The 20,399-nt window shown below is 68.2% G+C and carries 24 protein-coding genes; 6 read left to right on the plus strand and 18 right to left on the minus strand.

The window, feature by feature from the left end:
• Positions 1–55 precede the first annotated feature (55 nt).
• From ACZ5BU_RS22315 to ACZ5BU_RS22370, 12 genes are all read right to left on the minus strand, one after another.
• Entirely contained in the window at positions 56–268 is a 213-nt protein-coding gene (locus ACZ5BU_RS22315; RefSeq protein ID WP_465701668.1) for a hypothetical protein, read from the minus strand.
• Positions 265–1,044 carry a COG4280 domain-containing protein gene (locus tag ACZ5BU_RS22320; protein WP_465701670.1) on the minus strand — a complete coding sequence of 260 codons (780 nt, stop codon included), beginning with the start codon at positions 1,042–1,044 and terminating at the stop codon, positions 265–267. Before ACZ5BU_RS22320 ends, ACZ5BU_RS22315 begins: the two co-directional genes overlap by 4 nt.
• A gap of 70 nt (positions 1,045–1,114) precedes the next feature.
• Positions 1,115–1,678 carry a Chromate resistance protein ChrB gene (locus ACZ5BU_RS22325; RefSeq protein ID WP_465701672.1) on the minus strand — a complete coding sequence of 188 codons (564 nt, stop codon included), beginning with the start codon at positions 1,676–1,678 and terminating at the stop codon, positions 1,115–1,117.
• Between the two features lie 6 nt (positions 1,679–1,684).
• Positions 1,685–2,398 carry a VIT1/CCC1 transporter family protein gene (locus tag ACZ5BU_RS22330; RefSeq protein ID WP_465701674.1) on the minus strand — a complete coding sequence of 238 codons (714 nt, stop codon included), beginning with the start codon at positions 2,396–2,398 and terminating at the stop codon, positions 1,685–1,687.
• A gap of 114 nt (positions 2,399–2,512) precedes the next feature.
• Positions 2,513–3,541 carry a cation diffusion facilitator family transporter gene (locus ACZ5BU_RS22335; protein WP_465701675.1) on the minus strand — a complete coding sequence of 343 codons (1,029 nt, stop codon included), beginning with the start codon at positions 3,539–3,541 and terminating at the stop codon, positions 2,513–2,515.
• The gene (locus ACZ5BU_RS22340; protein WP_465701677.1) at positions 3,538–3,918 is read right to left on the minus strand and encodes an ArsR/SmtB family transcription factor; all 381 of its coding nucleotides are present in this window, start codon (positions 3,916–3,918) and stop codon (positions 3,538–3,540) included. Before ACZ5BU_RS22340 ends, ACZ5BU_RS22335 begins: the two co-directional genes overlap by 4 nt.
• A gap of 84 nt (positions 3,919–4,002) precedes the next feature.
• Positions 4,003–4,842: an SAM-dependent methyltransferase gene (locus ACZ5BU_RS22345; protein WP_465701679.1), complete on the minus strand. Its 840-nt coding sequence runs from the start codon at positions 4,840–4,842 to the stop codon at positions 4,003–4,005.
• An 84-nt stretch (positions 4,843–4,926) separates the two neighbouring features.
• Positions 4,927–5,766: a MerR family transcriptional regulator gene (locus ACZ5BU_RS22350; RefSeq protein WP_465701681.1), complete on the minus strand. Its 840-nt coding sequence runs from the start codon at positions 5,764–5,766 to the stop codon at positions 4,927–4,929.
• Positions 5,767–5,781: 15 nt separating this feature from the next.
• On the minus strand, positions 5,782–6,540 hold the full coding sequence (locus ACZ5BU_RS22355) for an ABC transporter permease (protein ID WP_465701683.1): 759 nt from the start codon (positions 6,538–6,540) through the stop codon (positions 5,782–5,784).
• On the minus strand, positions 6,537–7,286 hold the full coding sequence (locus tag ACZ5BU_RS22360) for an ABC transporter ATP-binding protein (RefSeq protein WP_465701685.1): 750 nt from the start codon (positions 7,284–7,286) through the stop codon (positions 6,537–6,539). The genes ACZ5BU_RS22355 and ACZ5BU_RS22360 overlap by 4 nt, the downstream gene beginning before the upstream one ends.
• A gap of 69 nt (positions 7,287–7,355) precedes the next feature.
• Complete coding sequence (locus ACZ5BU_RS22365) at positions 7,356–7,523, minus strand: hypothetical protein (protein ID WP_465701687.1); 168 nt, start codon at positions 7,521–7,523, stop codon at positions 7,356–7,358.
• Positions 7,501–8,883, minus strand: a complete 1,383-nt coding sequence (locus ACZ5BU_RS22370) for a rhodanese-like domain-containing protein (protein WP_465701689.1) — start codon at positions 8,881–8,883, stop codon at positions 7,501–7,503. Before ACZ5BU_RS22370 ends, ACZ5BU_RS22365 begins: the two co-directional genes overlap by 23 nt.
• Positions 8,884–8,994: 111 nt before the next feature.
• Between ACZ5BU_RS22370 and ACZ5BU_RS22375 the strand changes: the two genes are divergently transcribed.
• On the plus strand, positions 8,995–9,252 hold the full coding sequence (locus ACZ5BU_RS22375; protein ID WP_465701691.1) for a metal-sensitive transcriptional regulator: 258 nt from the start codon (positions 8,995–8,997) through the stop codon (positions 9,250–9,252).
• A gap of 19 nt (positions 9,253–9,271) precedes the next feature.
• Here the strand turns inward: ACZ5BU_RS22375 and ACZ5BU_RS22380 are convergent, their stop codons facing one another.
• The 5 genes from ACZ5BU_RS22380 to ACZ5BU_RS22400 all read right to left on the minus strand — a co-directional run bounded on the left by ACZ5BU_RS22380 (position 9,272) and on the right by ACZ5BU_RS22400 (position 12,484).
• A complete protein-coding gene (locus ACZ5BU_RS22380; protein ID WP_465701693.1) occupies positions 9,272–9,829 on the minus strand; it encodes a hemerythrin domain-containing protein in 558 nt (185 codons plus the stop codon).
• A complete protein-coding gene (locus ACZ5BU_RS22385; RefSeq protein ID WP_465701695.1) occupies positions 9,826–10,254 on the minus strand; it encodes an SRPBCC family protein in 429 nt (142 codons plus the stop codon). The genes ACZ5BU_RS22380 and ACZ5BU_RS22385 overlap by 4 nt, the downstream gene beginning before the upstream one ends.
• Positions 10,247–11,224 (minus strand): TIGR03557 family F420-dependent LLM class oxidoreductase, encoded by a 978-nt coding sequence (locus tag ACZ5BU_RS22390; protein WP_465701697.1) that lies wholly within the window; start codon positions 11,222–11,224, stop codon positions 10,247–10,249. The genes ACZ5BU_RS22385 and ACZ5BU_RS22390 overlap by 8 nt, the downstream gene beginning before the upstream one ends.
• 90 nt (positions 11,225–11,314) lie before the next feature.
• Complete coding sequence (locus ACZ5BU_RS22395) at positions 11,315–12,307, minus strand: SDR family oxidoreductase (RefSeq protein WP_465701699.1); 993 nt, start codon at positions 12,305–12,307, stop codon at positions 11,315–11,317.
• A gap of 9 nt (positions 12,308–12,316) precedes the next feature.
• Positions 12,317–12,484, minus strand: a complete 168-nt coding sequence (locus tag ACZ5BU_RS22400; protein WP_465701701.1) for a hypothetical protein — start codon at positions 12,482–12,484, stop codon at positions 12,317–12,319.
• On the opposite strand from ACZ5BU_RS22400, the gene ACZ5BU_RS22405 reads away from it, so the two are divergent.
• From ACZ5BU_RS22405 to ACZ5BU_RS22415, 3 genes are read left to right on the plus strand one after another with little or no spacing between them, the layout of a single operon-like run.
• Positions 12,483–15,332: an FAD-binding and (Fe-S)-binding domain-containing protein gene (locus ACZ5BU_RS22405; RefSeq protein ID WP_465701703.1), complete on the plus strand. Its 2,850-nt coding sequence runs from the start codon at positions 12,483–12,485 to the stop codon at positions 15,330–15,332. The two genes, ACZ5BU_RS22400 and ACZ5BU_RS22405, sit on opposite strands and share 2 nt — an antisense overlap.
• Positions 15,329–17,116 (plus strand): thiamine pyrophosphate-requiring protein, encoded by a 1,788-nt coding sequence (locus tag ACZ5BU_RS22410; protein WP_465701705.1) that lies wholly within the window; start codon positions 15,329–15,331, stop codon positions 17,114–17,116. The genes ACZ5BU_RS22405 and ACZ5BU_RS22410 overlap by 4 nt, the downstream gene beginning before the upstream one ends.
• 7 nt (positions 17,117–17,123) lie before the next feature.
• Positions 17,124–18,200, plus strand: a complete 1,077-nt coding sequence (locus tag ACZ5BU_RS22415) for an enolase C-terminal domain-like protein (RefSeq protein WP_465701707.1) — start codon at positions 17,124–17,126, stop codon at positions 18,198–18,200.
• A 10-nt stretch (positions 18,201–18,210) separates the two neighbouring features.
• On the opposite strand, the gene ACZ5BU_RS22420 is transcribed toward ACZ5BU_RS22415, so the two are convergent.
• A complete protein-coding gene (locus ACZ5BU_RS22420) occupies positions 18,211–19,515 on the minus strand; it encodes a cytochrome P450 (RefSeq protein ID WP_465701709.1) in 1,305 nt (434 codons plus the stop codon).
• Positions 19,516–19,651: 136 nt separating this feature from the next.
• Between ACZ5BU_RS22420 and ACZ5BU_RS22425 the strand changes: the two genes are divergently transcribed.
• Together ACZ5BU_RS22425 and ACZ5BU_RS22430 are read left to right on the plus strand one after the other, a co-directional pair.
• Positions 19,652–19,795: a GPGG-motif small membrane protein gene (locus ACZ5BU_RS22425; RefSeq protein ID WP_465701711.1), complete on the plus strand. Its 144-nt coding sequence runs from the start codon at positions 19,652–19,654 to the stop codon at positions 19,793–19,795.
• Between the two features lie 167 nt (positions 19,796–19,962).
• Complete coding sequence (locus ACZ5BU_RS22430; protein ID WP_465701713.1) at positions 19,963–20,385, plus strand: low affinity iron permease family protein; 423 nt, start codon at positions 19,963–19,965, stop codon at positions 20,383–20,385.
• The last annotated feature ends 14 nt before the right edge of the window (positions 20,386–20,399 follow it).

Here is a 20,399-nt window from a genome sequence, read left to right on the forward strand (position 1 = left end):
GAGCTGTCGGGGTACGCCTGGCCGCTCGCCCGCGCGGAAGCACCCGCAGTGGCGGTTACTTCTTTCGTACGTCGATCGCCAGGCTGATGGAGAAGGCTGCGAGGACGAGTACGGCGCCGAGCAGCGTGACGGCGGTGTCGCTCAAGGCGCCGCTGAGCAGGACCGCGACCAGGACGGCGAGCGTGGTGACCACGGCGGCGGCGATCTTCCAGTCGTCGCCGATGATGAAGTCGTACCAGAACTGGCCGAAGGCCTTCAGGTACTTCATTGCTGTGCCTCCACTGGAACGGCGACGGCCGGTTTGCGCAGTGCGGTGATGAAGATCCGGCTGAGCAGCAGCCAGGCAGCGATCAGGACCAGGATCATCAGGTCGTGGCCGGGCCAGGCGAGGCTTTCGCGGCCCGAGCGGAAGATCCCGATGCCCTCGACGGACCAGTACGTGCCGAACGACGCGAGCAACAGGCCGACGCCGTACTTGAGCAGGTTCTCGTTGATCATCGACAGCGGGCGGCGGAGGGCGATGGCGATTGCGAGGACGACGACGACCGCGGCAGCCGCGGCGGCGGAGGCGATCGGGATGTTGTTCGCGTTCAGGCCGAAGGTGAGGACGATGAACACGACCTCGGTACCTTCGAGGAACACGCCCTTGAAGGAGACCATGAAGCCGAACAGATCGAGCCCGCCCTTGGCCTCTCCGGCGGCCTGCGCGGCCTCGGCCTCGGTGCGGTAGATCGCGTCCTCGTCGTGCACGGACTTGCGGCCGGCCGATCTCAGGATCGCCTTGCGCAGCCACTGCAGGCCGAAGATCAGCAGCAGTCCGCCGATCACGAGTTGCAGCGCCGACTCGGGCAGCCACGTGGTCAGCGCATAGCCGGCTGCGAGAGTGACCACCGCGAGGACGGCGAGTGCGGCGAACGTGCCGGCCATCGCCGAGCGCCAGCCGCGGGTGTATCCCATCGCCATCACGATCGTGGTGGCCTCGACCATCTCCACGAAACACGCGGCGAACGTCGCGATGACCAGACCCCAGGTTGCCGCGTCCATCGCTCACGTCCCGTCGCAGGGGGATGAAACATCTGCTGCATGAAACGCTAGTTACATCGGCGTACCGGTGTCAAGGCCGGCCCTCGGTCCGCTCGTACACGTCGGCCTCGAACTCCTCCAGCAACTGCTCACAGTCGGCGACCTTGCTCCGGGCGAGTTCTTTGCCTTCGGCACCCATCCAGTCCCGGCCCTCGACCTTCGCCAGCCAGCGGCGCAGCTTCTCCAGGTCCTGGCGGATCTCCTCGGCCTCCTCGAAGGTGTAGTTCTCCCGGAACCGCTCGAACTCGATCTCCTTGACGAACTTGGTGTCGCACTCCTCGACGATCTCCGCGTACTCCTTGGCCGACTGGCTGCGGAAACCCTCCGCGAACTGTTCGCGGACGTCGTCCTCGACGTCGGTGAGGGTGAGGAACACACTCGATCCGCCGAGCTCGGTGACCCGGGCACGGACCTTCTCCAGGCCGGTGCGCAGCTCGTCACGATCCGGCAGTACGCAGACCGCCTGCTGTACGTAGAACCCGCCGAGCCGCTTGAGGTCCCGCCAGACCGCGACGCGCGCCCGCGACGAATCGCTCGGGACCTTGTAGATCAGCATCAGCCAGCTGTCCGGTGTCGTACGTCGCGTGGTCGCCATGTCGGATCAGGACAGCCCGGTCCCGACGGCGAGACCGATCGCGAACGTGACCGCGGCCGACAGGCCACCGAGGAGCAGTTGCCGGCCGCCGCCGTACCAGAACGGGCGCGCGGTGATCTTGCCGACGATGCCGCCGGTGACGACCAGGCCGAGCGCGCTCAGCAACAGCGCGGGCAGGATGCCGCCGGCGCCGAGCACGAACGGGATCAGCGGGATCAGCGCGCCGACGGCGAAGGCGGCGAACGACGAACCGGCTGCGACCCACGGCGAGGGCAGGTCGTTGGGGTCGACGCCGAGCTCCTCGCGGACGTGGACGTCGAGTGCGACGTCGGGGTTCGCGGTGAGCTCGCGCGCGACCTCCGCGGCCAGCTCGGGACGCAGTCCCTTGGCCTCGTACATCAGTGCGAGCTCGCGTTCCTCCTCGACCGGGTGGATCTCGAGCTCGCGTTTCTCGACGGCGATCTCGGCCTGCATCAGCTCCGTCTGCGACGAGACCGAGGTGAACTCGCCGGACGCCATCGAGCATGCGCCGGCGACCAGCCCGGCGAGTCCGGTCATCAGTACGACCTTGCCGGTCGCGCCGCCGCCGACGACGCCGGCCACCAGCGCGAAGTTCGACACCAGTCCGTCCATCACCCCGAACGTTGCCGGTCGCAACCATCCGCCGGTGACGTCGCGATGCGAGTGGTGGATCTCGGGTTCCGCGAGCTGCGCGGTCATCGGGCCGTCCTCTCCGCAACTGAGGTGAGCGTAACCTCAGTTAAAACGCATCATCTGTTACATCAGCAGCGTAGGTGGCGACAAGGCGCCCAGGCAACGAAGGTGAGCCGAACCTCAGCGGTGATGGGCGACCAGTTCGTGGGCCTGCCCGGCCTCGGTGGGCAGGGGTTCGGTGTGGATGGTGGCGGACGTGAGGCGGCGTACGCCGTGAATCAGTTCGTGTTCGACCTGGTGGCTGAGGCGGTGCGCGTCGACGAGCGAGGTGTTGGTGTCGACGGCGATCCGGGCCTCGGCGCGCAGGCTGTGCCCGAGCCAGCGGAGCTGGATGCCGTGGACGTCGATGACACCTGGCGTGGCGCGGATGACCTGCTCGGCCTGGTCGACGAGAGCCGGGTCGACCGCGTCCATCAACCGGCGGTACACCTCGCGCGCGGCGTCGCGCAGTACGAACAGGATCGCGACCGTGATCAGCAGGCCGATGATCGGGTCCGCGAGCCGGAAGCCGAGCCACGCACCGATCGCGCTGAGCACGACGGCAAGGCTGGTGAAGCCATCGGTACGGGCGTGCAGGCCGTCGGCGATCAGCGCCGCCGAACCGATCCGCTTGCCGGTGCGGATCCGGTACTGCGCGACGATCTCGTTGCCGAGGAATCCGACGACGCCGGCGATGATCAGTACGCCGACATGCCGGACGTCGGACGGGTGGATGAAGCGCATGATCGCCTCGTACCCGGCGTAGGCCGACGACAGCGCGATCAGGACCACGACGACGATGCCGGCGAGGTCCTCGGCGCGGCCGAAACCGTACGTGTAACTACGGGTGGCGAGCCGGCGGCCGACGACGAACGCGATCGCGAGCGGGATCGCGGTGAGCGCGTCGGCGTAGTTGTGCAGGGTGTCACCGAGCAGGGCGACCGAGTTCGTGTAGATCACGATCACGGTCTGGATCAGCGCGGTGAGGATCAGGCCGGCGAAGCTGATCTTCAGGCAGCGCATGCCCTCCTTGCTCGCCTCGAGTGCCGAGTCGACCTTGTCCGCACTGTCGTGCGAGTGCGGTACGAAGACCTCCCTGACTTTCGTCAGCCAACCGTGCCCGTGCCCATGCCCATGACCGTGTCCGTGCCCATGGCCAGCGCTGTTCATCGGCTGCTCCTGACGTGGGCGACTCCACCCGCGGCCCGGTGATGTTCCGGAAAGCCCCCGCCGGAGTGTTCGGCGTGATAGATCGCGTCCTCGACCAGCTGGCCGGCATGCGAGTTCTCGATCCGGTAGAAGACCTGGTTGCCCTGCTTGCGGGTCCGCACCAGCCGCGCCATCCGCAGCTTGGCCAGATGCTGCGACACCCCGGCGGGCGACTTCCCGACCGCCTCGGCCAGCTCGTTCACCGGCCGCTCACCGTCCAGCAACGCCCACACCAGCCGCACCCGGGTCGCATCGGACAACATCCGGAACACCTCGACGGCCAGCGCCACCTGCTCCTCGTCCGGATCCCGCCGCAGTTGCTTAGTATCTGCACGCATACGTAGATACTAAGACATTACGGATCCGGGAAACAGAACGACCCCACCCACCGCGATCGGTGGATGGGGCCGGGGGAGGAAGGGCTACGGCTTGCGGCCGACGCCTACCCAGAGGCTGCACATGATGTCGGTGAACTCGCCGCGGTCGACGTACGCCTGGGTTTCCTCGTCGGGGAACCAGCGGAAGGGGGACACCACGCCGGGCTCGATGAGCTCGGTGCCGTCGAAGAAGCGGGTGACCTCTTCCTTGCTGCGGACCTGGGCCTCGCCGCCGTCGGCCTTGTAGACGACCATCGCGCGCTCCCACAGCTCCGGAGCGAAGTCCGGGGTGCAGTGCGAGAAGATCAGCAGCGAACCCGGCGCGAGCGGCTCGAGCAGCTGCCGGACCAGGTCGTACGGCTGCAGGTGGTCCGGGAGGTAGTGGAAGACGCCGACGATGCTGAGCGCGACCGGCTTGGTGAAGTCGATCAGGTCCTTGACCTCGTCGGAGCCGAGGATCCCCTGTGGGTCGGTGACGTCGGCCTCGAGGTAGGCCGTCTTGCCTTCCGGCTTGCTGACCAGCAACGCGCGCGAGTGCGCGAGCACGATCGGGTCGTTGTCGGCGTACACCACGTGGGCCGACGGGATGATCTTCTGGACGACCTCGTGCAGGTTCGGCTCGGTCGGGATGCCGGTGCCGATGTCGAGGAACTGCGTGATGCCCTGCTCGGCGGCGTACTTCGCGGCCCGGTGCATCCACATCCGGTTCGACAGAGCGGCGGTACGGAAGCCCGGGAACGCCTTGAGCAGGTGCTCGGCGGCCTGCCGGTCGATCTCGAAGTTGTCCTTGCCGCCGAGGAAGTAGTCGTACACCCGGGCAGGGTGCGGTCGGTCCAGGTTCAGCTTCTCGTACATCCCCGGGTCGACGTCCTGCGAGTCAGCCATGAAGTTCCCATTCGTGCTGCGGGTTCGGTACCGATATGCCATCGTAACCGGCGCGCGACGGACCGTGACACCGGCACCTCGACCCTACCCGTCCGGGGCGTCACCCACACCCGCCGCGGCGCGCCCCGGAACGGGTTTAACCGAGCCTTGAAGTCCCAGCCTTTCGGTAGGGACATGTTCAATTCGGGTCCAGCCTTTCCAGCCGCGTTCTTCGAGGATCCGGAGCAGCCGAACGGCCTCCGGCGCGGACTCGAGCATGACCGAGTCGAGCAGTTCGACGAGCTTGTCGTCGAACGGTTCGTTCCCCAGCTCGCCGGCTTCGTAGGCCCGGGCGTACACGCGTTCCAGGACGTCGGCCATCTCGTACAGCAGATTGTCGTCGCCCTCGCTCTCCACCGCCTTGTTCACCAGGCTGTAGAGCTTCTGCGTGTCGGGATCGTTCAGCTGTTCGTGCTTCGCGGCGATCGCGACGTCGATCACGTCCGGGACCTGCGCGGCGACCATGATCCAGGCATCCCGCTCCATCTCGATATAGCGCTCGCTGATGCCGTGCTCGCGAAGCCGGTCGAGGTAGCCCACCACACTGTCCGGGAGCGCGAGGTGATCGCCGGCGGCGAGGCGGGCGAGCCGCCGGCGAGTCTCCTGGATCCGGCGGATCTCCGCGCGCAACTCGTTGTCGATCTGCCGTACGCCGTCCTCGAACTCCTCCGGCTCCGCGTCGAGCAGTTCCTGCACCCGCGCCAGCGGTACGCCGGCGTCGGCCAGCGTGTGGATCCGGATCAGCCGGACGACGGCGGCCGAGTTGTACGACCGGTACCCGGAGCGGTCCCGGTCAGGCTCCGGCAGCAACCCGACCTTGTGGTAGTGCCGGACGGCCCGCACCGTTACTCCGGCGTACGACGCCAGCTGGCTGATCGTGAGCATAGGATCCAGCCTGCCTCAGGCGGACTTGCGGCGATAGGCGAGGATCGCCAGGACGTACGCCACGACGAGCACGCCGACGCACCACGCCAGCGCCGTCCAGATGTCGTTGCCGACCGGCTGCTCGGCGAACAGGGCGCGGATCGTGTTGACGATCGACGTCACCGGCTGGTGCTCGGCGAACCACCGCACCGGACCCGGCATCGTCTGCGTCGGCACGAACGCCGAGCTCACGAACGGCAGGAAGATCAGCGGGTACGCGAAGGCACCCGCGCTCTCCACCGATCCCGCGGTGAGCCCGGGGATGACGGCGAGCCAGGTCAGCGCCAGCGTCGACAGCAGCAGGATCCCGGTCACCGCGAGCCAGGCCAGGACGCCGGCGCCGGAGCGGAAGCCCATCAGCAGCGCGACGCCGACGACGATCACGAGCGCGATCAGGTTGGCGACCATCGACGTGACGACGTGCGCCCAGAGCAGGCCCGACCGGGCGATCGGCATCGACTGGAAGCGTTCGAGGATTCCGCTCTTCAGATCCATGAACAGCCGGAACGCGGTGTAGGAGATGCCGGACGCGATCGTGATCAGCAGGATGCCCGGCAGCATGAAGTTGATGTACTTCGTCCCGGTGGAGATCGCCCCGCCGAACACGTACACGAACATCAGCATCAGCGCGACCGGGGTGAGTACGGTCGTGATGATCGTGTCCAGGCTGCGGGTGATGTGGCGCAGCGTCCGGACGGTCAGGGCGAGGGTGTCGCTGAAGAAGTACGTGTTCATCGCCGGTCTCCAATGATGGCCAGGAAGATCTCCTCGAGCGTGGGCTGCTTCTCGACGTACTCGACCTCGGCGGGTGGGAAGAGCTGTTTGAGTTCGGCGAGCGTGCCGTCGGCGATGATCCGGCCCTGGTGCAGGATCGCGATCCGGTCCGCGAGCTGCTCGGCTTCGTCGAGGTACTGCGTGGTCAGCAACACCGTCGTACCGGAACCGGCGAGCTCCTTGACCATCTGCCAGACCTCGATCCGCGCCTCCGGGTCGAGGCCCGCGGTCGGTTCGTCCAGGAAGATCACCGGTGAGTCCCCGATCAGGCTCATCGCGATGTCCAGCCGTCGCCGCATACCTCCGGAGTACGTCCCTACCTTGCGCCCACCCGCGTCCGTCAGCGAGAACCGCTCCAGCAGCTCGTCCGCGGTCGCACCCGGGTCCCCGAGGTGCCGCAGCTTGGCGACGAGGACGAGGTTCTCCCGCCCGGTCAGGATCTCGTCGACGGCCGCGAACTGCCCGGTCAGGCTGATCGACCGGCGTACGTCCGCGGCCTGCGTCGCCACGTCGAACCCGTTGACGGCAGCCGTACCCGCGTCCGCCTTCAGCAGCGTCGCGAGGATCCGGATCGTGGTCGTCTTACCGGCGCCGTTGGACCCGAGCAACGCGAAGATGCTCCCTGGTGCCACGTCGAAATCCACCCCACGCAGCACCTCCTGTTTTCCATATGACTTCTGCAGTCCCTGAACCCGAATCGCACTCATGCCGATCAGGATGAAGGGTTGACCCTACGTCAAGGTCAAGCCGGCGCCACGGATTTCCGGCGTGAGGGGCTAGCGGCCGATCAGTCTGCTCAGCCACGTGCCGCTCTGGCCCTCGGACTTGGGATGGCCGGCGCACCACTGGTCGGCGGGGACGCTCGCCTTGACCTGCGCGACGTGCTGACCGCAGCCCGCCCAGGTGGTCTTCGAGCAGGTCTTACAGACGACGGGTCGGCACATGCTGGTTCTCCTCCAGGAGGGTCAGGCCGGTCTTCGCGGCGTTCTCGAACTGGTCGTCAACGGCAACCAGTTGGCGCCCGGCCGCGTGCAGGAACGACGCGGCGATGGACGCCCGGTACCCGGCGGCGCAGTGCACCCACAGCTCGCCGGGCGGCACCTCAGCGATCCGCCGGGGCAGTTCGTGGACGGGAATGTTGACCGCGCCAACGATCCGGGCGGCCTGGTGTTCCTCCGCCCGGCGGACGTCGAGGACGACGACGTCCCGATGATGCCGGACCTGGGCGAGGTCGGCGAACGTTGCGGCCGGGAACGACACCGGAGTACTGCTGCTCCACTGCTCGGGTCCGCCGGTCGCGTAGGCTGCGGGGCGGTCGATGCCGATCCGGACCAGTTCGCGCTGGGCCTCGGCCACGTCGGCCGCGGTCTCGCCGAGCAGCGTCAGCGGAGCGCCCCAGCTGATCAGCCAGCCGAGATACGTCGAGAACGCGCCGTCGAGCCCGAAGTTGAGGGTGCCCGGTGCGTGACCGGCCGCGAACGCGGTCCGGGTGCGCAGGTCGACGACCCATTCGCCGGCCTCGATCCGGTGCCGCAGTTCGGCGGCGTCGGCGCGCTCGGGCAGCGCGAGGTCGGGAGCTGTGGGACCGGCGGCGTTGGCGGGGGCCATGTGTGCGTAGTACGCCGGCCAGGCGCCGAGACCGTCGAGCAGGTCGCGGACGTAGTCCGCTTCGTCCTGCGTGAGGACGGGGTTGGTGCGTTTCTCCTGCCCGATGGTCGATTTCTGGGCATCGGACTGGGTCGCGGAGCAGAACGAGCCGAATCCGTGGGTGGGATAGACCACGGTGTCATCGGGCAGCGCGCGGGCGAGTTTGTGGGCGGAGTGGTGCTGGTGGTGCACCAGCACGTCGGTGTGGTCCGGCCCGAGCAGGTCGGGCCGGCCGGTCGCGCCGTAGAGGAGTGATCCGCCGGTGAAGACCGCGACCGGTTCGCCGTTGTCGGTGAGTGCGTACGAAAGGTGGGTGAACGTGTGGCCGGGGGTGTGGATCGCGCGCACCTGCATCCCGTCGCCGATGGAGACGGTGTCACCGTCGCGCAGCGGCGTACGGTCGAACGACACGGAGTCGTCGGCGTTGATCAGGTACGCCGCTCCGGTGGCCCGGGCCAGCGCGAGACCGCCGGTGACGTAGTCGTTGTGGATGTGCGTCTCGAAGACGTGCGTGAGCCGGACGTCGCCGAGCAACTCCAGCACCCGGTCGATGTCGCGCTGTGGATCGACCACGAACGCCACCTGTCCGTCGTCGACCAGGTAACTGCGGTCGCCGAGCGACGGCGTCTCCACGATCCGGATCCGCACCCTGCCCATCGCCGTCCCTCACTCACTCAAGTGGATCCCCCTAGGGGGTTGGTGGAGAATGTAACAGATCCCCCCTGGGGGATGTAAAGTGAGCATCCTGAACCGACAGGAAGGCCGGCGATGGACTTCGAGCCCGACGAGATCAAGCCGATCATCACCCGGATGAAACGCGCCCACGGACATCTCGGCAGCGTGATCCGGATGATGGAGGAAGGCGCCGACTGCGAAGCCGTCCTCACTCAGCTGGCCGCCGTCAACAAGGCCCTGTCCCGGGCCGGTTTCGCGATCGTCAGCACCGGCCTCCAGCACTGCCTCACCGAGGAGAACCCGGACCTCGACAAGGCCAAGATGGAGAAGCTCTTCCTCGCCCTGGCCTGAGGCGTATCAACGCGTCGGGCTACAAGTTGCCGTGGTCCTCGACCGTTTTCTTGAGGTCGTCCTTGGGCAGGTTCGAGATGTTCGGGATGTCGGCGTTCTTGGCCTGCTGGGAGAGCTGGTCGCGGGTCATGTCGCCGGGCTGTTCGCCGAGGTGCTGTTTGCGGCTGGCGGCGAAGGCTTCGCCGAGCTCGGCGCGGCGCTCGTCGGGCAGGTTGGAGCGCATGCCTGGCAGGACCTTGGTCTCCTCTTCCTCGACATGATGCGTCACGGCGTCGACCAGGTTCTGGAGGACCTTGTCGAAGTCGGGCGACAACGGGTCCGTGGCGGCCAGTTTCGCGAGCAGTTGGTCGGCCTCGATGTGCTCCTGCTGGCTGTGTGAGACCTCCTCCTTCTCGCCGGCCTCCGCGGCGGCGACCGGGTACACCTCGGCCTCCTCGGCGCGGCTGTGCGCGGTCAGCAGGGTGGTCAGCACCGGCAGCAGGTTCGGGCGCTTGTCCGGCTCGTTCTTCAGTTCGTCGAACAGCCGCTCCACCTCGCGGTGGTCCTGCATGATCAGGTCGACAACGTCCACGCTCATGGGTGCTCCTTCTCCAGGGTCGTCTTGATGGTGGTCAGGGTCCGTTCGAGTTCCTCGTCCACGGCGGTGGACTCGGTGGTGTGCAGCCGGACGGTCAGGGTCGAGGTGCCGTCGGCAACGAAGCCGACGACCAGCTCGCCGCCGTACCGGTGCCCGCCGTCCATACCCCAGCGCAGCGTCCGGTCCTCGTCGAGTACCTCGATCCAGCCGTCGCGATGCCCGCCGCCGACGGTGACGTCGACGTCCTCGTGCACGGCCTGGTGCGGCCGCCGCGCCTCCGGGCCTTGGGCCGTGACCGGGATCTCGGTCGGGTGCAGCGAGGTCAGCCAGGGGATGTACCCGGGCAGTTTGCCGAGATCGGACAGCCGTTCGAAGACGATGTTCGGCGCCACGTCGACCGTGATCGATGCTTCGTGCTCACCCACGGGAGTACTCCTTCCGACGACGCACTTCGGGCAGTACCTCGGTCCGGTAGAGGTTCATCATGTCGACGCTGTACGGGCCCATGTTCGCGACGTACACCTCGTCGAACCCGGCTTCGGCGTACGGCGTGAACGCCTCGACGTGCACGTCCGCGTCGGGGCCGCAGGCAACCGACTTCGCCGTGGCCTCCTTGGTCACCAGCTGCGACGCCTGCTCGAAGTGCCGCGGTGACGGGAGCACCTGGGCGAGTTCACCGGGCAGCCCGGCGTTGGCCCAGATGCGGTGCGCCTGCTCGGCGCCTTCGTCCGCGGTCGGCGCGTAGCTGACCTTGAACCCGGCCTGCGCCGGCTTGTCGCCGCCACCGTGATCGCGGAATCGACGCAACAGGTCGGCATCGGGGGAGGTGGTCACGTACCCGTCCCCGATCCGGGCCGCCAGGTCTGTTGCCTCGGGCCCGAATCCGGACAGGTAGATCGGCAACGGTTCGTCCGGCTTGGTGTAGATCCGCGCGGTGTCGACGGTGTAGTGCTTGCCGTGGTGGCTGACGAACCCGTCCTCGGTCCACAGCCGGCGCATGATCTCGACCGCTTCCTCGAGCATCTCCAGCCGTACGTCGACGGTCGGCCAGACGGATCCGACGATGTGCTCGTTCAGCGCCTCGCCGGAGCCGACACCGAGGCGGAACCGCCCGTTCAGCAGTACCGCGCTGGTGGCGGCCGCTTGCGCGATCACCGCCGGATGGGTCCGTACGGTCGGACAGGTGACCGCCGTCGTCACCGGCAGTTCGCAGACCTGCGAGATCGCGCCGATCGTCGACCAGACGAACGCGCTCTGTCCCTGCTCGTCGTTCCACGGGTGGAAGTGATCGCTGATCCACAGGGCGTCGAACCCGGCCTCCTCGGCCATCCGCGCCTGCTCGATCAGCTCCGCGGGCGTGTACTCCTCGCTGGACAGGAAGTATCCGATCTTCACGCTGCAACCCTCCGATCAGTCGCTCACCCTTCCCGTGCCCGCCGCCACACCTTGCATTCGCACGGATTGCCGGAAACGTGGGCTCGCCCTCTATCGCCGGCTGCGGGTGAAGTAGGCGGTGGCGGCGGCTGCGGCGGCTGCTGCTGCGGTGAGGAGGTTGCGGTGGCGGGACGCCCAGACCTGGTAGCTGCGGGAGGTGGAGCGGGCATTGAAGACTCCATGGGCGCCGAAGTCGCGGGATCGGTCGTCGGCGGGTCCCCACAGGTTCGTGGGCTGTTCGTTGGGTTCGTCGGTCTGCTGGGACTTGTAGCCGGTGCGCGCCAGGTAGCGGTCGAGCAGGCCCGCGGCGAACTTGTTCGCGATGATGGTCAGGGCGGTGGGGCCACCGACCCAGTACTCGCGGCGACCTGGGTGGTCCGCCGCGTAGACGATCGCGTCCGCGGCGACCTCCGGCTGGAAGATCGGTGGTACGGGTTGTGGGTGCTTCGGCAGGCGTGACAGCACCCAGGAGAACTGGGGTGTGTTGAGCGCCGGCAGCTGCACCATCGTGACGCGGACGTGCGACTTGTCGTGGAGCAGTTCGCAGCGCAGCGAGTCGTGGAATCCCTGGATCGCGTGCTTCGCCCCGCAGTACACGGACTGCAGCGGGATCCCGCGGTATGCCAGCGCCGAACCGACCTGCACGATCGTGCCGTGGTCACGGGGCTTCATCCGGGTGAGGGCCGCCCGGGTCCCGTTCACGTAGCCGAGGTACGTGACGTCGGTGGCGCGCCTGAACTCGGCCGGGTCGATCTCCAGGAACGGCGCGAACACCGACGTGAACGCGACGTTCGCCCAGACGTCGATCGGCCCGAGTTCCTTCTCGACCCGTTCCGCGGCCGACTCGACCTGTGCCGGGTCGGCGACGTCGACCGACAGCGGCAGGGCGGTACCCCCGGCCTCGGTCACCTCACGGACCGCCCCCTCGAGCCCGGCCTCGCCGCGGGCCAGCAACGCGACCCGGTCCCCGCGCCGGGCGAAGGCGACCGCGGTCGCCCGCCCGACTCCGCCACTGGCTCCGGTCACCACGACAACCTGTCCCACTGTGCCTCCTCAGCTAGCGGCCTGGCGTTCGAAGATCTCGGTGATCTCCTCGACCGACAGTTCCTTCATCCCGTTTCCGGTTGACCGCTCCGGGCCGGTCGAAACGCGTTTGCTGCAAAGTGCGCCGGGTACCGGCCGGACGGTCGAGGTCTGGAGGTCGCCAGTGGCGGTGGACATGGAGGTCGACAGGATCCGTACGCCTGACGGCTTGCCGGGCGCGCTGGAGGCCGCTGTCGACGGCGAGGTACGGTTCGATCCGGGGTCGCTCGCGACCTACTCGTGCGACTCGTCCAACTACCGGCAGATACCGCTCGGGGTCGTCGTGCCGCGGACTGTGGACGCGGCGGTCGCAGCGGTCGAGGTGTGCCGGCAGGCGGACGTGCCGGTACTGTCCCGCGGCGGCGGTACCAGCCTCGCCGGTCAGACCACGAACGCCGCGGTCGTGATCGACTGGACGAAGTACTGCAACCACCTGGTGTCGGTGGACGCGGCTGCGCGGACCTGTGTCGTCGAGCCCGGAATCGCGCTGGACGACCTGAACGGTCAGCTGGCCGCGGACGGGCTGATGTTCGGGCCGAAGCCGTCGACGCACCAGAGCTGCACGATCGGCGGGATGGTCGGCAACAACTCCTGCGGTGCGAGCGCACAGGCGTACGGGAAGACGGTCGACAACGTCCGGCGGCTCGAGGTGCTGACCTACGACGGTGCCAGAATGTGGGTCGGACCCACGGATGAAATTGCTGGCGGCAACGACCGTGGTGTGGAGATCCGTCGTGAGGTGCTCGCGCTGCGGGATCGTCATCTCGCCGCTTTGCGCACCGGCTACCCGAAGATCCCGCGCCGGGTCTCGGGGTACAACCTCGACTCGCTGCTGCCCGAGAACGGCACGGACCTGGCGAAGGCGCTGGTCGGTAGCGAGGGCACGCTGGTCACGGTCCTGCACGCGGAACTGGAGCTGGTGAAGGTTCCGAAGTACCAGGTGATGGTCGTGCTCGGCTACCCGCGTCTGGAGGACGCCGGGCGGGCGGTACGCCGGATCCTGCCGCACAAGCCCTGGCAGCTCGAGGGTCTCGACGAGGTCCTGATCGACCTCGAGCACGAGGAGCACACGGTCGACACCGCGATCGAACGGCTTCCGGAAGGCCGCGGCTGGCTGACCGTGCAGTTCGCCGGCGACACCTTCGAGGAAGCGGACCGGGCCGCGAAAGCCCTGATGGACGACCTGAAGGACGACGAGGCAACGATCAGCTACCTCGACGATCCGGGCCGTGAGCAACAACTGATCGAACTCCGGGAGGCCGGTCTCGGCGCGACCGCCCACCCAGCCGCGAAGCACGAGAACTGGGAGGGCTGGGAGGACTCCGCCGTACACCCGGACGACTTGGGCGACTACCTGCACGATCTGCGCGAGCTGCTCAACCGGTTCGGGTACGACGAGACCGAGACGTCGCTGTACGGGCACTTCGGGCAGGGCTGCGTGCACACCCGGATCCCGTTCGAGCTGCGCACCGCCGACGGTATCGCGCGCTATCGGGACTTTGTCGAGCAGGCGGCCCGGCTGGTGAAGCGGTACGGCGGTTCGCTGTCCGGCGAGCACGGCGACGGGCAGTCGCGGGGCGAGCTGCTGACGACGATGTTCGGGCCGGAGCTGGTCCAGGCGTTCGGTGAGTTCAAGGCGATCTTCGATCCGCGGAACCGGATGAATCCGGGCAAGATCGTGGATCCCAACCCGCTCGACTCGCACCTGCGGCTGGGGACCTCCTTCGCGCACCCTCCGTTGCCCACGGAGTTCAGCTACCCGCGCGACGACGGGAAGTTCAGCAAGGCGACGATGCGCTGCGTCGGGATCGGCAAGTGCCGGCAGTCCTCGTCCGCCGAGGGCGAGGTGATGTGCCCGTCGTACCTGGTGACCCGGGAGGAGGAGCACTCGCCGCGCGGGCGGTCGCGGTTGCTGTTCGAGATGGTGCGTGGAGAGGTGATCCCGGACGGCTGGCGGTCGACCGAGGTGCGGGACGCGCTGGACCTGTGCCTGGCGTGCAAGGGCTGCAGGACGGACTGCCCGGTCGGGGTGGACGTGGCGACGTACAAGGCCGAGTTCCTGTCGCACCACTACCGGCATCGGCTGCGGCCGATGGCGCACTATTCGATGGGTTGGCTGCCGGTGGCCGCCCAGCTGGCCCGTCGTGCTCCGCGGGCCGTGAATGCTGTCACGCAAGCGCCGAGGCTCGCCAAGCTGCTGAAACGGGCGGGCGGGATCGCGGACGAGCGGCAGTTGCCACGGTTCGCGGAGCAGCCGTTCACCGACTGGTTCTCGCAACACCCGCTACGCCAGGGGCGCCGGATCGTACTCTGGCCGGACACGTTCACGAACTTCTTCCACCCGTCGATCGGCATGGCGGCGGTCGAGGTCCTGGAGGCGGCGGGATATCAGGTCACCGTCCCGGAGCGCCCGGTGTGCTGCGGCCTGACCTGGATCTCGACCGGCCAGCTCGGGATTGCGAAACGGGTCCTGCGGCGGACGATCGACGTACTGCGGGACGCGATCCGCGCCGGCGTACCGGTCGTCGGACTGGAGCCGTCGTGCAGCGCGGTGTTCCGGTCGGACGCGCCGGAACTGTTGCCCGAGGACGAGGATCTGCGGCGGTTGTCGAAGCAGTTCGTCACGTTCGCCGAGCTGTTGAAGGACTGGGATCCGCCGCAACTCGGCGTCCACGCGATGGTGCAGACGCACTGTCATCAGCACGCGGTGCTGTCGTCCGACGCGGACCTGATGCGGCGGGCCGGGATCGACCGTGAGCAGCTGGACTCCGGCTGCTGCGGCCTGGCGGGCAACTTCGGCTTCGAACGCGGGCACTACGACGTGTCGATGGCGGCCGCCGAACGCGTGCTGCTCCCGAAGGTACGGGCCGCGGGCAACGACACCGTGATCGTTGCCGAAGGCTTCAGTTGCCGAACGCAAATAGAACAAGCGACCGACCGGCGGGCCGTACACCTCGCCGAACTTCTTGCAGGAGGGTTGTCATGAGCACGACTGTTGGCGATTTCGTACTCCAGCGCCTGCGCGAGTGGGGCGTGGACCATGTCTTCGGGTACGCCGGGGACGGCATCAACGGACTGCTCTCCGCCTGGCAGAAGGCGGACAACCAGCCGCGGTTCGTGCAGGCTCGGCACGAGGAGATGGCGGCCTTCGAAGCGGTCGGCTACGCGAAGTTCACCGGCCGCGTTGGCGTCTGCACGGCGACCAGCGGCCCGGGCGCGATCCACCTGCTGAACGGTCTGTACGACGCCAAGCTCGACCACGTGCCGGTGGTCGCGATCGTGGGGCAGACGGCCCGCAGTGCGATGGGCGGCAGCTACCAGCAGGAGGTCGATCTGCACACGCTGTACAAGGACGTCGCGTCGGACTACTGCGAGACCGTGATGGTTCCGGAGCAGCTGCCGAACGTGCTGGACCGGGCGATCCGGATCGCGGTGTCCCGCCGTACGGTGACCGCGCTGATCATCCCGTCGGACCTGCAGGAGCTCGAGTACACGGCGCCGTCGCACGCGTTCAAGATGGTGCCGTCGAGCACCGACCTGAGCTGGTCGGCGCCGGTTCCGGCGCCGGAGCAGCTCGATCGTGCGGCGGAGATCCTGAACGCCGGTTCGCGGGTCGCGATCCTCGTCGGTCAGGGTGCGCGCGGCGCGGTCGACGAGCTCACCGAGGTCGCGGAGCTGACCGGTGCGGGTGTCGCGAAAGCCCTGCTGGGCAAGGACGTTCTGCCCGACGCGCTGCCTTGGGTGACGGGTTCGATCGGCTTGCTCGGGACGCGTCCGTCGTACGAGCTCATGATGGACTGCGACACCTTGCTGGTGGTCGGTTCGAACTTCCCGTACACCCAGTTCCTGCCGGAGTTCGGCAAGGCGCGGGCGATCCAGATCGATCTCGATCCGACGATGATCGGGATGCGGTACCCGTACGAGGTGAACCTGGTCGGCGACGCCGCGCGGACGCTGCGTGCGCTGATCCCGCTGCTGCGGCGCAAGGAAGACCGGTCGTGGCGGTCGGGGATCGAGAGCAACGTCCGGCGCTGGTGGGAGGTCATGGACCGGCGCGCACACACCTCGGCGGACCCGATCAACCCGGAGCTGGTGTTCCACGAACTGTCGGACCGGTTGCCGCGGGACGCGATCCTGGCGTCGGACTCGGGCTCGGCGGCGAACTGGTACGCGCGGCACATCAAGATCCGCGAGGACATCCGCGGTTCGCTGTCCGGGACGCTCGCCACCATGGGGCCGGGGGTGCCGTACGTGATCGGCGCGAAGTTCGGGCTGCCGGACCGGCCGGCGTTCGCGCTGGTGGGGGACGGCGCGATGCAGATGAACGGGATCAACGAGCTGATCACGATCGCGAAGTACTGGCAGGAGTGGGCGGATCCGCGGCTGGTGGTCGCCGTGCTGCACAACAACGACCTGAACCAGGTGACGTGGGAACTGCGGGCGATGGGAGGCTCGCCCCAGTTCCTGCCTTCCCAGGAGCTGCCGGAGTTCCCGTACGCCGGGTACGCAAGGCTGCTCGGGCTGCACGGGGTGACGGCGGAGAAGCCGGAGGAGGTCGTACCGGCCTGGGAGGAGGCCTTGCGCGCGGACCGGCCGTGCGTGGTCGAGTTCCGGACCGATCCGGCGGTGCCGCCGATCCCGCCGCACGCGACCTGGGACCAGATCGAGAAGGCGCTGGAGTCGATCGTGCGCGGTGACAGCGACCGGGCCGCGATGATCAAGGAGGGCGTCAAGTCCAAGATGCAGGAGTTCCTGCCCGGCAAGTCGTGATCCGGCCATGATCGAATCGGTCAAGGCGTCCGCGTACACGATCCCGACCGACGCGCCGGAGGCCGACGGGACCTTCGCCTGGGACAGCACGACGCTGATCCTGGTGGAGGTCTCGGTCGACGGCGTGACCGGGACGGGCTGGACGTACGGGTCGCCGGCCTGCGCCACGGTCGTCGCGCACGACTTGGCCGCGGTGGTGGCCGGCCGTGATCCGATGGACGTCGGCGGGTCGTGGAACGCGATGCGATCGGCGCTGCGCAACATCGGGCGGCCGGGGGTGGCTGGGATGGCGATGTCGGCGGTCGATTGCGCATTGTGGGACTTGAAGGCGCGTCTGCTCCAGTTGCCGTTGCACCGGTTGCTCGGCGCGGTGCAGGACAGCGTGCCGGTGTACGGCAGCGGCGGCTTCACGACGTACGACGACCGGCAGTTGGCGGATCAGCTGTCCGGGTGGATCGGCCAGGGGATCCCGCGGGTGAAGATCAAGATCGGCGAGAGCAGCGGGGCGATCGAGGACCGGGATCTGGCCCGGGTCGCCCAGGCGCGGAAGGTGATCGGCTCCGCCGACCTCTACGTGGACGCGAACGGCGGGTACACGGTCGGCCAGGCGTGCCGGGTGGCCTCGCGGCTGGCGGAGTACGACGTGGTCTGGTTCGAGGAACCGGTGTCGTCGGACGACCTCGCCGGGCTGGGCGTGGTCCGCGACCACACCGGCATCGACGTGACCGCGGGAGAGTACGGGTACGACCTGGCGTACTTCGCGCGGATGTGTCCGATTGTCGATTGTCTACAATCCGACGTGACTCGCTGCGGCGGGATCACCGAACTGCTCCGCGTCGCCGCCGTCGCCGAGGCGCACGGCCTGCAGATCTCGGGGCACTGTGCTCCGGGACTTCATCTGGCGGCGTTGGCCGCGGTACCGAACCTCCGCCATCTCGAGTGGTTCCACGACCACACGCGCATCGAAACGATGCTGTTCGAGGGCCTGCCGACCCCGGTTGACGGGCAGGTGAGGCTTGGTGATTCCCCGGGGCACGGTCTGACCTGGTTGCCTTCGGCTGCTTCGCCGTACCGCGTTGCCTAGCGGGGGTTGCTCAGCGCGGTGTTGGCCAGAAGCCGATCCGGACGGCCGAATGACTGAACGTCTTGGGCATCGCCCCGGCCAGTCGCGCGCGGGTCTTCGGATCGGGGTCGAGGTCGTACCGCGTGGCGACGTGGCTGGCCGCGACGCTGGTCGTGAGGAGTACGACGTTCCGCCCCGGACAGCCCGCCGGGCCCGCACTGAACGGGATGATCGGCCACGGCCCGTCGGCGCGACCGTCGAGCCAGACGGCGGGCTCGAAGTCGTCGGCGAAGTCGAGCGCCTCATCGTCACGGTGGAACACCGAGCTGACGATCGCGAACTCCGTACCGGCCGGCGCGATCCGGTCCCGCCAGACCGTGGGCTCGCCGGCTTGGCGCAGTACGACGAGCGTGGTCGGCCACAGTCGCAGCGATTCCTGGACGGCGGCCCCGGCGTACGCCAGCAACGGCGAAGCCTCCGGGTGGCGCGCCTCCGCGACGATCGGCTCGAGCAGCGACGGACGGCTTCCGAGTACTGCGAACAGCCGCCAGAGCGCGATGCCGGCGGCGTCGAACGCGAACAGCCAGTGCGGCACCTGCCCGGCCGGGTCCAGTTCCTCGGGCTGCCGGGGGAGGGACTCGACCAGGCTGCCGGGCTCGGCCCGGTCGACGTACTGGGCGATCGCGGCGAGGAAGTTGCCGCGGAGCTCGTCGTGGCTGGGGCCGAACTGCGCCCAGTTCGCGTCCGCGCGGAGCTGGTCGAGGTGGGCGGTCAGTTCCGCGTCGTCGCGGGCGCCGTCGCCGAGGACGATCCGCCGAACGGCCCGCGACCAGATCGCCCGGAAGTCGTTCCAGCCGAGCGTCGCGTACAGGCCGTCGAACTCCTCCTGGATCACCTCGACGAACCGATGACCGTGACGGTGGACCGGCTGGTGGCTGTCGAGCGCCTGCTCGTTCAGCTCCCGGCGCGGTGCTCGCAGGGCCGAGTTGGTCACCAGTACCGCATGAGGCTGGAAATGCGTCAGCGAACTGACCTTCTCACCGGTCGCCGCGGAGAACGGTTCGGGTGTCTCGGCGAGCAACCGGTGTACGTCGTCGGGTGCCAGTACGAGCGCGATCGTCCGGCCCGGAAGGCGCACGAGGACGGGACCGTCGCCGTACTTGCGGCGTAACCGCCGTACGCAACGCAGAGCGCGGTCGTCCACGTGCAGCCGCTCGGCCAGCGTGCCGAGCCGGGGTCTGCGCAGAACCGGTCCCTGGGCGACGACCGGTCCGAGTACGTCGCGCAGGATCCGGCCGGTGTCGAGCGCGGAGGCGAAAGGGAGCGAGGTCGGCATGCCGCTCCGGTTTCCGCGCGGCCCGCGTCGAAACCCGCGGGTTTGCCGTGAACCGGCCAGGGCACCGGAATTCCGGCACGGGGATCCGACCCGCCGGGACCTTCCGGCCGGCAATACTCAGAAAAGGGGAAGGACGATGGATTTCATTCTGTGGATCATCGCCGCGATTCTGGTGATTTCCGGAATCGTGACGATTATCCGTGGCGCAGTGTTGTGGGGCATTGTGCTGATCGTCATCGGCCTCCTGGTCGGGCCTGGTGGCGTCAGTATCTTCACCTGACCCGCGCGCACCGACCGGCACGATGCCGGATCCAGGCGCCCCCGTGCAGCTCCGGACGTGCACGGGGGCGCCTGCACGTCAGGCGTGCTAACCGGATGGGTTCTGCGGGCCACCAATTGGGCACTTGGGAGGCAGCCGGTGACGCCGGCCGGAATCCGGAGGATGACATGACCGATACGGTGGAGAAGGCAGACGAGAATGCACACATGCCGTCGGACGTGTCGGGGCGTCCCGGCTTCTTCGACCGGTTCGCGACGGCGGCGTCGGAGTTCGCCTCGCGGGCCTGGTTCTTCGGCCTCTGCGTACTGCTAGTCGTGGTGTGGGCCCCGTCGTACTTCGTGATCGGCACGCTGGACACCTGGCAGTTGATCATCAACACCGCGACCACCATCATCACGTTCCTGCTGGTCGCGCTGCTGCAGAACTCGCAGCGCCGGTCCGACGAGTCCGTGCAGGACAAGCTGAACGCCGTCGCCGCGGCGCTGGCCGCGCTGATGGAGGAGCATGCCGAGAACTCGCCGGACCTCCAGGACGCGACCCGGGAACTTCGGGATGCGGTCGGCCTCGAGGACCGTGAGAAGAGCTCGTAGGGAGGGTACCGGCC

This window comes from Kribbella sp. NPDC031520, assembly GCF_055580825.1.

Excerpts from the sequence above, each read along its gene's own strand:
- ACZ5BU_RS22330 (WP_465701674.1), bottom strand. The coding sequence starts at position 2,398 with ATGACCGCGCAGCTCGCGGAACCCGAGATCCACCACTCGCATCGCGAC.
- ACZ5BU_RS22410 (WP_465701705.1), top strand. The coding sequence starts at position 15,329 with ATGAGCACGACTGTTGGCGATTTCGTACTCCAGCGCCTGCGCGAGTGG.
- ACZ5BU_RS22375 (WP_465701691.1), top strand. The coding sequence starts at position 8,995 with ATGGACTTCGAGCCCGACGAGATCAAGCCGATCATCACCCGGATGAAA.
- ACZ5BU_RS22370 (WP_465701689.1), bottom strand. The coding sequence starts at position 8,883 with ATGGGCAGGGTGCGGATCCGGATCGTGGAGACGCCGTCGCTCGGCGAC.
- ACZ5BU_RS22415 (WP_465701707.1), top strand. The coding sequence starts at position 17,124 with ATGATCGAATCGGTCAAGGCGTCCGCGTACACGATCCCGACCGACGCG.
- ACZ5BU_RS22355 (WP_465701683.1), bottom strand. The coding sequence starts at position 6,540 with ATGAACACGTACTTCTTCAGCGACACCCTCGCCCTGACCGTCCGGACG.
- ACZ5BU_RS22400 (WP_465701701.1), bottom strand. The coding sequence starts at position 12,484 with ATGTCCACCGCCACTGGCGACCTCCAGACCTCGACCGTCCGGCCGGTA.
- ACZ5BU_RS22345 (WP_465701679.1), bottom strand. The coding sequence starts at position 4,842 with ATGGCTGACTCGCAGGACGTCGACCCGGGGATGTACGAGAAGCTGAAC.
- ACZ5BU_RS22315 (WP_465701668.1), bottom strand. The coding sequence starts at position 268 with ATGAAGTACCTGAAGGCCTTCGGCCAGTTCTGGTACGACTTCATCATC.
- ACZ5BU_RS22320 (WP_465701670.1), bottom strand. The coding sequence starts at position 1,044 with ATGGACGCGGCAACCTGGGGTCTGGTCATCGCGACGTTCGCCGCGTGT.
- ACZ5BU_RS22340 (WP_465701677.1), bottom strand. The coding sequence starts at position 3,918 with ATGCGTGCAGATACTAAGCAACTGCGGCGGGATCCGGACGAGGAGCAG.
- ACZ5BU_RS22405 (WP_465701703.1), top strand. The coding sequence starts at position 12,483 with ATGGAGGTCGACAGGATCCGTACGCCTGACGGCTTGCCGGGCGCGCTG.
- ACZ5BU_RS22380 (WP_465701693.1), bottom strand. The coding sequence starts at position 9,829 with ATGAGCGTGGACGTTGTCGACCTGATCATGCAGGACCACCGCGAGGTG.
- ACZ5BU_RS22350 (WP_465701681.1), bottom strand. The coding sequence starts at position 5,766 with ATGCTCACGATCAGCCAGCTGGCGTCGTACGCCGGAGTAACGGTGCGG.
- ACZ5BU_RS22335 (WP_465701675.1), bottom strand. The coding sequence starts at position 3,541 with ATGAACAGCGCTGGCCATGGGCACGGACACGGTCATGGGCATGGGCAC.
- ACZ5BU_RS22430 (WP_465701713.1), top strand. The coding sequence starts at position 19,963 with ATGACCGATACGGTGGAGAAGGCAGACGAGAATGCACACATGCCGTCG.
- ACZ5BU_RS22360 (WP_465701685.1), bottom strand. The coding sequence starts at position 7,286 with ATGAGTGCGATTCGGGTTCAGGGACTGCAGAAGTCATATGGAAAACAG.
- ACZ5BU_RS22325 (WP_465701672.1), bottom strand. The coding sequence starts at position 1,678 with ATGGCGACCACGCGACGTACGACACCGGACAGCTGGCTGATGCTGATC.
- ACZ5BU_RS22420 (WP_465701709.1), bottom strand. The coding sequence starts at position 19,515 with ATGCCGACCTCGCTCCCTTTCGCCTCCGCGCTCGACACCGGCCGGATC.
- ACZ5BU_RS22365 (WP_465701687.1), bottom strand. The coding sequence starts at position 7,523 with ATGTGCCGACCCGTCGTCTGTAAGACCTGCTCGAAGACCACCTGGGCG.
- ACZ5BU_RS22425 (WP_465701711.1), top strand. The coding sequence starts at position 19,652 with ATGGATTTCATTCTGTGGATCATCGCCGCGATTCTGGTGATTTCCGGA.